This window comes from Lysobacter sp. BMK333-48F3 (assembly GCF_019733395.1).
Classification (GTDB): Bacteria; Pseudomonadota; Gammaproteobacteria; order Xanthomonadales; family Xanthomonadaceae; genus Lysobacter.
Map to the genome: position 1 here is coordinate 2,527,747 of NZ_JAIHOO010000001.1, position 9,754 is coordinate 2,537,500.

The 9,754-nt window shown below is 69.6% G+C and carries 8 protein-coding genes; 5 read left to right on the plus strand and 3 right to left on the minus strand.

Features of this window, described 5'->3' with window-relative positions; genetic code table 11:
• The first annotated feature begins 145 nt into the window (after positions 1-145).
• Both K4L06_RS10745 and K4L06_RS10750 read left to right on the plus strand, forming a co-directional pair.
• Positions 146-814, plus strand: a complete 669-nt coding sequence (locus K4L06_RS10745) for a serine/threonine protein kinase (RefSeq protein ID WP_221671382.1) — start codon at positions 146-148, stop codon at positions 812-814.
• A 167-nt stretch (positions 815-981) separates the two neighbouring features.
• Complete coding sequence (locus tag K4L06_RS10750; protein ID WP_221671383.1) at positions 982-1,797, plus strand: NAD(P)-dependent oxidoreductase; 816 nt, start codon at positions 982-984, stop codon at positions 1,795-1,797.
• 82 nt (positions 1,798-1,879) lie between these two features.
• Here the strand turns inward: K4L06_RS10750 and K4L06_RS10755 are convergent, their stop codons facing one another.
• Positions 1,880-3,157, minus strand: a complete 1,278-nt coding sequence (locus K4L06_RS10755) for a DUF5077 domain-containing protein (RefSeq protein WP_221671384.1) — start codon at positions 3,155-3,157, stop codon at positions 1,880-1,882.
• Between the two features lie 457 nt (positions 3,158-3,614).
• On the opposite strand from K4L06_RS10755, the gene K4L06_RS10760 reads away from it, so the two are divergent.
• Entirely contained in the window at positions 3,615-4,835 is a 1,221-nt protein-coding gene (locus K4L06_RS10760) for an acetylornithine/succinyldiaminopimelate transaminase (protein WP_221671385.1), read from the plus strand.
• A 431-nt stretch (positions 4,836-5,266) separates the two neighbouring features.
• Positions 5,267-7,366 carry a TonB-dependent siderophore receptor gene (locus K4L06_RS10765; protein ID WP_221671386.1) on the plus strand — a complete coding sequence of 700 codons (2,100 nt, stop codon included), beginning with the start codon at positions 5,267-5,269 and terminating at the stop codon, positions 7,364-7,366.
• Positions 7,367-7,554: 188 nt separating this feature from the next.
• On the opposite strand, the gene hemL is transcribed toward K4L06_RS10765, so the two are convergent.
• Both hemL and thiE read right to left on the minus strand, forming a co-directional pair.
• The gene (gene hemL, locus K4L06_RS10770) at positions 7,555-8,838 is read right to left on the minus strand and encodes a glutamate-1-semialdehyde 2,1-aminomutase (RefSeq protein WP_221671387.1); all 1,284 of its coding nucleotides are present in this window, start codon (positions 8,836-8,838) and stop codon (positions 7,555-7,557) included.
• Positions 8,831-9,469 carry a thiamine phosphate synthase gene (gene thiE, locus K4L06_RS10775; protein WP_221671388.1) on the minus strand — a complete coding sequence of 213 codons (639 nt, stop codon included), beginning with the start codon at positions 9,467-9,469 and terminating at the stop codon, positions 8,831-8,833. Before thiE ends, hemL begins: the two co-directional genes overlap by 8 nt.
• A 69-nt stretch (positions 9,470-9,538) precedes the next feature.
• Between thiE and K4L06_RS10780 the strand changes: the two genes are divergently transcribed.
• Entirely contained in the window at positions 9,539-9,730 is a 192-nt protein-coding gene (locus tag K4L06_RS10780) for a rubredoxin (protein WP_064748480.1), read from the plus strand.
• Positions 9,731-9,754 lie beyond the last annotated feature (24 nt).

The window sequence follows — 9,754 nt, forward strand, 5'->3', positions numbered from 1 at the left end:
TGTGGCGAGGATGACTGTGTTTGGGGCCGGGAATGGGGAATCGGGAATCGGGAATCGTAAGAGCCAGACTCCAGGGCGGGCAGGTTCTGCTTGCCGATTCCCCATTCCCGATTCCCGATTCCCGGCTGCCAGTACACTTGCCGCCATGCCCACCGACCCCAGCCAGCCCAGCGAAGTCGCCGCGCTCAAGGCCGACAGCTTCGGCCGCATCGCCTTGATGCGCGGGCCGCAGGGTTTGTTCGTGCGGCGCGATCTCGGTCACGTGCCGTGGTGGCTGCGGCTGCCGGCGTGGTGGCTGGCGCGGCGCGAAGCGCGCGCCTTGCGGCGCGTCGACGGCCTGGAGGCGACGCCGCAGTTGCTGGCCTGGGACGGCCGCCGCCTGGACCGCAGCTATCTCGACGGCGCGGCCATGTACCAGCGCCCGCCGCGCGGCGACCTGGCCTATTTCCGCCAGGCCCGGCGCCTGCTGCAACGCCTGCACCGGCGCGGCCTGGCGCACAACGACCTGGCCAAGGAAGCCAACTGGCTGGTCCTGGCCGATGGCCGTCCGGCGATCATCGACTTCCAGCTCGCCACCCGCGGCGACCCGCGCGCGCGCTGGATGCGCCTGCTCGCGCGCGAGGATTTGCGCCATCTGCTCAAACACAAGCGCACCTACTGCGCGCAGGCGCTGACCCCGGTCGAGCGTCGCCTGCTGCAGCGCCGCTCCTGGCTGCGCGAGGCCTGGTTCGCCACCGGCAAGCCGGTCTACCGCTTCGTCACCCGCCGGATCCTGCATTGGGAAGACAACGAGGGGCAGGGGCCTAAGCCTTGAGGGGCGGGAATCGGGAATGGGGAATGGGGAATGGGGAATCGGAACAGCGGGGCGCGGCTTCTTGTGAGTAGGGCTTGGGTCTCGGCCCAAACGCCTGCGTAGGGATTAGCATTGGGGCAACTGCTTTACCGATTCCCGATTCCCCATTCCCGATTCCCGGCCCCCCAATGACCCTCCAAGGCAAAACCCTCTTCATCACCGGCGCCTCGCGCGGCATCGGCCGCGAGATCGCGCTGCGCGCTGCGCGCGACGGCGCCAACATCGCCATCGCGGCCAAGTCCTCGGTCGCCAATCCCAAGCTGCCGGGCACCATCCATAGCGTCGCGGCCGAAGTCGAGGCGGCCGGCGGGCGCGCGCTGGCGCTCAAGTGCGATATCCGCGAAGAGGACGAAGTCCAGGCCGCGGTCGCGGCGACTGCGGACGCGTTCGGCGGCATCGACATCCTGGTCAACAACGCCAGCGCGATCTGGCTGCGCGGCACCCTGGACACGCCGATGAAGCGCTTCGACCTGATGCAGCAGGTCAACGCCCGCGGCAGCTTCCTCTGCGCCCAGGCCTGCCTGCCCTACCTGCGCCAGGCCGCCAACCCGCACATCCTGACCCTGGCGCCGCCGCCCAGCCTTGACCCGAAGTGGTGGGCGCCGCATACCGGCTACACCCTGGCCAAGATGGGCATGAGCTTCGTCACCCTGGGCCTGGCCGCCGAGTTCGGCCCGACCGGAATAGCGGTGAACGCGCTATGGCCGAAAACCATCATCGCCACCGATGCGCTGAATCTCATCCCCGGCGTTCCCGTCGACCGCTGCCGCAAGCCGGAGATCGTCGCCGACGCGGTGCGCGAAGTGCTGATCCGGCCGGCGCAGGGCTTCTACGGCCGGTTCCTGATCGACGAAGAGGTGCTGGGCGAAGCCGGGGTGAGCGATTTCGGCCGCTACGCGGTCGAGCCGGGCAAGCCGCTGTTGCCGGATCTGTTCCTGGATTGAGCCGGTCGCCTCCTGGCGATGTTCGATAAAAAACAGCCCCGCGATGCGGGGCTGTTGGCTTGAACGACGGGTCGACGACGGCTCAGGGCGCAGCCTCGGGCAGCGCCGCCAGGTTCACCCGCGGCTTGAACCACGACGCGCTGCGGGCGAACACGCTGCCCGGCGTCGCCGCATGACTGAAGAAGCCGGTGTTGCGCAGATAGAAGGCCGGGGCGATCGCGCCGCCGGTGATGTCCAGGCGCTGCCGGTTGTGCGCAGTGGCATCGACGGTGAAGCGCGCCGATTTGATTTCGGTCCACACGCCGTCGGCGGACACCGCCCACTGGTTGCCGTACAGGGCCAGGCGGTCGAGGTAGCCGTAGTTCGGGTTGAACGACTCGATGAAGGAGTACACGCCCTTCTGATAGGTCGACCCGCCCTCGTACTTCCAGGTGGCGATGAAGCGCCAGCGGCAATCGCCGCGGCCGAGCACGCAAGGCGTGCCGAACCAGGCCGAGAACAGAGTGTTGCCCTGTCCGTCCGGGCGCGCCCGGGTGATGAAGCGGTAGGTGTGGCCGGGTTTCCAGTCGTAGCGCAGGAAGCTCTGGCCGCCGGTGCCCTCGCCGCCGAAATCCTGGGCGATCACGTCTTCGCCTTTCTTCAGCAACGTGGTCTTGCCGGTCGGCGAATCCCATACCGAGAACAGCACCCGGCGCTCCTTGGCGGAGTTGACCTGGATGCCGAAATAGCCCTGCGAGAAGCCGTTGGCCATGAAGTACGAGCCGATCGGGTCGCGGCCCTTGGCCACGGTGACTTCGTTGTAGAAGTACTCGGTGTCGTCCGGAACGCTGTAGCCCAGGTGGCCGGACGGGCCGCGCCGCGACCAGTAGAAGTTGGCCGGGTCGTTGGCGAACACCAGGCCGGCGTCCGCGGCGCTGCCGCTGACCTCGAGCCCGGAAATGTCGCCGTAGTAGCCGCCGTCGCTGCTCACTCCGCGAAGATCGACCTTGACGTAGCCGGGCCGGGCGATGGCGAAGCTGCCGACGTGGAAAGACGAGGTGCCCGTGCCCGACAGTGCGGCGAGCCGGCGCTGGCCGTCGATCGACACCTCGACCGTGCTGCGGTTCGCGCCGTGCAACGCGCCCACCAGCGACAGCTCGACCCGGCCGGCGCGGTTGGCGAAGAAATACACGCTGGCCACGGCCTTGTCCGAACTCCAATTGTGCAGCCCGGTGTCGTTGACCAGCTCTTCGCCTGCTGGCGCGGGCCGGGTGATGAAGGCGTTTCCGCCCAGCGGGACGACGGTCTTGGTGGTCTGCGCGAACAAGGGACTCGACAGCAACGACAGGGACAGCAACAACCCGATGGCGGTCTTTCGCATGGTCGTTCTCCGTAGGCGGGAATGGATGACGCTGGGCGGCGCAGCGCGGCGGCGATTACCTCACCGCGTTTCGAAACGCGTCAATGGACACGAGGCCGTGTAAATCGACGACGACGCTGCGACGGGGGCTCGCGCCGAAAAGCGGCGCCGGTGAAAGTCGTTCGCGGCGCGGGTAATGGGCACAAGTCGCGAAATTGCGCGAAGTCCCGCGTCGGCGGCGGCTGCGCGGACGCGTCCCTTCCGGTCGGGCCGAGCCCGCCGCAGCGGCGCGATTCGGTGCGGCGGCTGCCTGCCGATTCCGTCTTCGCCCGGTGCGAGCCGGGCGCGGCGGACAGCTGGCGGCGCCCGGGCGCCTGGCAACCCCCAAGGATGGCCGCGGCAGGCCGGCGCCGCTGCGCGTCCCGGCACGATGCGCGACAATGGCCGCTTCCTCCCGCACCGCGAACCGCCGCCGTCCATGGACACCGCCTCGCTCTACGCCCTTTCCGAGCGCTATTACCTGCCCGTCTACCGCCCGCGCCGGATCGTGCTCGATCGCGGCCAGGGCTCGCGCATCTGGGACCTGGACGGCCGCGAATACGTGGATTTCGGCGCCGGCATCGCGGTCAACGCGCTCGGCCACGCCCATCCGGCGCTGATCCGGGCCCTGACCGAACAGGCCGGCAAGCTGTGGCATACCAGCAATGTGTTCGTCAGCCAGCCGCCGCTGCAACTGGCCGAGCAACTGGTCTCGGCCTCGGGCTTTGCCGAGCGCGTGTTCCTGTGCAATTCCGGCGCCGAAGCCAACGAGGCGGCGATCAAGCTGGCGCGCAAGTGGGCCACCGCCCAGGGCCGCGAACCCGAACGCCGGGTCATCCTGAGCTTCCGCGGCAGCTTCCACGGCCGCACCCTGGCCGCGGTCACCGCGACCGCACAGCCCAAGTACCACGAAGGTTTCGAGCCGCTGCCGCCAGGGTTCCGTTACAGCGATTTCAACGATCTGGCCGCGGCCGAGGCGGCGATGGCCGACGGCGCGGTGTGCGCGGTGCTGGTCGAGCCGGTCCAGGGCGAGGGCGGGGTGACCGCCGCCGACGAAGCCTTCCTGCAAGGCCTGCGCGCGCTGTGCGACCGCCACCAGGCGCTGCTGATCCTGGACGAGATCCAGTGCGGCATGGGCCGCACCGGCCAGTTGTTCGCCTGCCATGCCTACGGCGTGGCCCCGGACGTGGTCACCCTGGCCAAGGCCCTGGGCAGCGGCTTCCCGATCGGCGCGATGCTGGTCGGTGCCCAGGCCGCGCAGGCGATGCAGTTCGGCGCGCACGGCACCACCTTCGGCGGCAATCCGCTCGCCGCCGCGGTCGCCGGCGCGGCCTTGCGCGAACTGCGCTCGCCCGAGCTGATGGCCAACGTCGAGCGCCAGGCCGCGGCGATCCGCGCCGGCCTGCACGCGCTGGATGCCGAGCTGGAATTGTTCAGCGAGGTTCGCGGCCGCGGCCTGATGATCGGCGCGCAGCTGCGCCCGGCGCATGCCGGCAAGGCCGGCGACATCCTCGACCTGTGCGTCGAACAAGGCCTGCTGCTGTTGCAGGCCGGCCCCGACGTGCTGCGCTTCGTGCCGGCGCTGAACATCGCCGATGCCGACATCGCCGAAGGCCTGCAGCGCTTGCGCGCCGCGCTGTTGAAGTTCCTCGGCCGCTGAGCCGAACCGGCGCGCCGCGAACCGCCGCGCCGCTTGCGGCCTGTTCGCGCTGCGGCCGCGGCTTGCGTAGAAGCGCCGTCCCACGCGGATTTCCTCCGGCCATAAGCCGCGGCCCACGAAGCCGCGTAGCCCCGCCGTCGCTTTTCGCAGCCCCGGCCGCCGACCGATCCAAGCGACGCCCGCTGCGCGCCGCTTCGGCCTCGCCGCCTCGGCAACGCGGTTCGCGCGCTTTCGCTGCGTCTTCGCACTGCGTCGAAACCGACCTTCGCTAGACCCTCGCGTCGCGGCGCGCAGGTCCCGAGCCCTCGGTCGGCAGACGCCTGCGCGGCCGCGCGCCGTGTCCGAAACCCGGCAAAAACCCGGGTCTTTACCCATGCGGCCGATTCAAACGATAATAATTCTCGTTTGCCGTTAACCCCCGGAGCCGCACCATGTCCCGCCGCCGTCCGCGCCTGGCGCCCCTGGCCTTGGCCATCGCCTTTCCCTTGAGCCTGCCTGCCGTTGCCGCCAATGCCGACGCCGCCCCGGCCGAAGCCGAACGCGATCGGGCCACCACGCTCGACCACGTGGTCGTGCAAAGCGCCGGCGACGGCTACAAGGCCGACACCGCCGCCACGGCGACCAAGACCGAAACGCCGATCGGCGAGACCCCGCAGGCGATCACCGTGGTGACCCGCGAGCGCATGACCGACCAGGGCGCCCTGAACGTGCAGGACGCGCTCGGCTACGCGGCCGGCGTGCGTTCCGACGCCTACGGCCTGGATTCGCGCACCGACTCGGTGCTGATCCGCGGCAGCTCGCCCGACCAGTACCTCGACGGCCTGCGCAGCTCGTTCAACTACTACACCAGCACCGCGCGCACCGATCCCTACATGCTCGAGCGCATCGAAGTGCTGCGCGGACCGGCCTCGATGCTGTTCGGACAGGGCAGCACCGCGGGCGTGGTCAACCTGGTCAGCAAGCGCCCGCAGGCGCAGACGCGGCGCGAAATCGGCCTGCAGTTGGGCAGCTTCGACCGCCGCCAGGTCAACGCCGACGTCACCGGCGCGCTGACCGACGACGGCACCTGGCTGTACCGCCTGGTCGGCGTGTATCGCGACAGCGAAACCCAGGTCGATCAGGTCGGCGACGATCGCCGCCTGTTCGCGCCCTCGCTGACCTGGAAGCCGAGCGAAGACACCTCGCTGACCCTGCAGATGACCTGGCAGCAGGACCGCAGCGGGTCGACCGCGCAGTTCTTCGGCTGGAGCGGACTGCTGGCGCCCAATCCGAACGGGCGGGTTCCGCTGGACCGCTACATCGGCAACCCCGGCGATCACTACGACACCGACCGCACCACCGCGGGCTGGCAGTTCGAGCACCGCTTCAACGAAAACTGGAGCCTGCGCCAGTCGTTCCGCGCCGCCCGCAACAAGGTCGATTACGTCAGCGTCTACGGCAACCCGTTCGTGAGCCCGACGCAGCCGTTCGTGGATCCGCAGCAGCGCCTGTTGCCGCGCGAGGGCTGGTTCGCCAAGACCGAAGTGCGCATGCAGAACATCGACCAGCACGTCGAAGGCCGCTTCAAGACCGGCGCGGTCGATCACCAGATGCTGGCGGGCCTGGACGCGGTCCGCTTCAAGCAGGACGAACGGCAGATGTTCGACACCGTGCCGGCGATCGACATTTTCGCCCCGGTGTATGCGCCGTACACGCCGCCGCCGCTGCCGCCTGCGGTCGCCAGCAGCCAACGCCAGGTCGGTCTGTATCTGCAGGACCAGATGAAGATCGGCGAGCACTGGATCGTGGTCGCCGGCCTGCGCCACGATCGGGTCAAGAACGGCGTCGCCGGCCAAGGCGAAGAGGATTCCAGCGCCACCACCAAGCGCCTGGGCCTGATGTTCCACGACTGGGCCGGCTGGTCGCCGTATGTCAGCTACAGCGAATCCTTCACCCCGCTGGCCGGCAGCAATGCGATCACCGGCGCGCGCTACACCCCGAAAGAGGGCGAACAGATCGAGGCCGGGGTCAAGTTCGAGCCGGCCGGCCGCGACCTGAGCTTCACCGCGGCGACCTATGAGCTGCGCGAGAAGAATCGCCTGATCCCCGATCCGCGCAACCCGAACACCAGCATCCAGGCCGGCAAGACCAAGGTCAGCGGCCTGGAGCTGGAGGTCACCGGCAGGCTGACCGAATCGTTCGACCTCACCGCGCACTACAACTATCTCGACAGCGACAAGCAGCTCGAAGCCACGCCGCGCCATCAGGCCGCGGTCTGGGGCAAGCAGCGTTTCAGCATCGGCGGCCGCGACGGTTTCGCCGCCGGCCTGGGCCTGCGCTACATGAGCGCCTTCGACAGCCCGCCGGCGCCGACCACGCCGTCGGTGACCCTGGCCGATGCGCTGGTGTCCTACGAAACCGGCGCCTGGCGCTGGGCGCTCAACGTCAACAACCTGACCGACAAGCGCTACTTCAGCATCTGCATGGGCCGCGGCGATTGCTGGTTCGGCGCCCGTCGCAACATCGGTCTCAGCGCCACCTTCACCTTCTGAGCGCGGTAAAGCAAAAGGGCCGGCGAACTCGCCGGCCCTTAGCACTCAGTCCCCTTCGCATGCCGTTACCCTCGCGTGCTGTTCCCCCCTTTGAAAAAGGGGGGCAGGGGGGGATTTGCTTCCGCTCCTGCCTTCCAATCCAACAGCAAGCCGCATTCGCCGCGTCGCCGCAGCCGCGCCAAGCCGCCTTACAACGTAGCGAACGCCGCCCGCGCCGCTTCCAGCGTATGCGCGATTTCGCTCTCGCCGTGCGCGCTCGACACGAACCCGGCCTCGAACGCCGAGGGCGCCAAGTACACGCCGCGCTCGAGCATGGCGTGGAAGAATCGATTGAAACGCGCGCTGTCGGAGGCCTTGGCGTCGTCGAAGGTCTCGACCGCGCCGTCGCGGAAATACAGGCCGAACATGCCCGCCGCGCGGGTGGTGACGAAGGCGATCCCGGCCTCGCGCGCGGCCGCTTCCAGGCCGTCGCAGAGCGCGTGCGTGCGGCGCTCGAGTTCGGCGTGGAAGCCCCGCGCCTGGATCAGCTCCAGGGTCGCCAGGCCGGCGGCCATCGCCACCGGATTGCCGCTGAGCGTGCCGGCCTGGTAGATCGGGCCGGCCGGCGCGACCTGTTGCATGAGATCGCGGCGGCCGCCGTAAGCGCCGACCGGCATGCCGCCGCCGATGATCTTGCCGAAGGTGCTCAGGTCCGGAACGATGCCGTAGCGTTCCTGCGCGCCGCCCAGGGCGACGCGGAAACCGGTCATCACCTCGTCGAAGATCAGCAGCGCGCCGTGCCGGCTGCACAGCTCGCGCAGGTGCTGCAGATAGCCCTCGCGCGGCAGGATGCAGTTGGCGTTGCCGACGATCGGCTCGATGATCAGGCCGGCGATGTCGCCGCCGACCTCGTCGAACAAGCGCGTGGCGGCGTCGAAGTCGTTGTAGGGCAGGGTCAGGGTGAGATCGGCCAGGGCCGAGGGCACGCCCGGCGAATTCGGCAGGCCCAGGGTCATCACCCCGCTGCCGGCCTTGACCAGGAAACTGTCGCCGTGGCCGTGGTAGCAGCCTTCGAACTTGACGATGAGGCTGCGGCCGGTGGCGCCGCGGGCGACGCGGATCGCCGACAGCGTGGCCTCGGTGCCGGAGTTCACCATCCGCACCATCTCGCAGCTCGGCACGATCCGGGTGATGGCCTCGGCCATGGTCACTTCCAGCGGATTGGGCACGCCGAAGCTGAGCCCGTCGCGCATGGTGCGCTCGACCGCGGCCAGTACCTGCGGATGGGCGTGGCCGGCGATCATCGGCCCCCACGAGCCGACGTAATCGACATAGCGATTGCCGTCGACGTCGTACAGATAGGCGCCTTCGGCGCGCTGGGCGAAGAACGGTTCGCCGCCGACCGACTTGAACGCGCGCACCGGCGAATTGACGCCGCCGGGAATCAGCGCCTGGGCGCGGGTGAACAACTCGTGGGAACGCGGGTTAGTCATGGCGGGGCTCTTGGAAGCAGGAAAGGTAGGCGCGCACCGCGGCGGCCGGATCGGGCGCGTCGAACACGCCGCTGATCACCGCCAGCAGATCGGCGCCGGCGTCGACCAGCGGACGGGCATTGTCCGGGGCGATGCCGCCGATCGCCACCCGCGGCAGGCCCAGCGGCGCGGCCTGGGCCAGCAGTTCGGGCGCGGCGCGGCGGGCGTTGGGCTTGGTCGGGGAAACGAAGAACGCGCCGAACGCGACATAGCTGGCGCCGTGCGCGGCGGCGGCGCGGGCCAGGCCGATATCGTCGTAGCAGGACGCGCCCAGGATCGCTTCGGCGCCGAGCGCGGCGCGCGCGGCGGCCAGTGCGCCGTCGTCTTCGCCCAGGTGCGCGCCGTCGGCGCCGAGTTCCGCGGCCAGGCGCCAGTCGTCGTTGACGATCAAGGGCACGCCGTGAGCGCGGCACAGCGGCTGCAGCGCCCGCACCTGCTCGCGCTGCAGCGCGGCGTCGGCGGCCTTGTTGCGGTACTGCAGCCAATGCGCGCCGGCGCCGAGCACCGTTTCGACCCGGCGCAGCAGGCGCGCGGTATCGGCCTCGTCGGGCGTGATCGCGTACAGGCCGCGGCGCGGCCAGCGGGAGGTCATGGGGTCGGCTTCCGTCGGAGAGGGCGGGATGGGACAATGCGCGTCCCGCAATCCACGCATTATCCGCCCATGTCCGAGTCCGCCGCGACCACCGCCTACCGCACCTGGATGTGCGTCGTCTGCGGCTTCATCTACGACGAAGCCAAGGGCCTGCCGGAAGAGGGCCTGGCCCCGGGCACGCGCTGGGAAGACGTGCCGGACACCTGGACCTGCCCCGACTGCGGGGTGACCAAGGACGATTTCGAGATGATGCAGGTCTGAGCGGCGCCGCCCGCCCCTGTACCG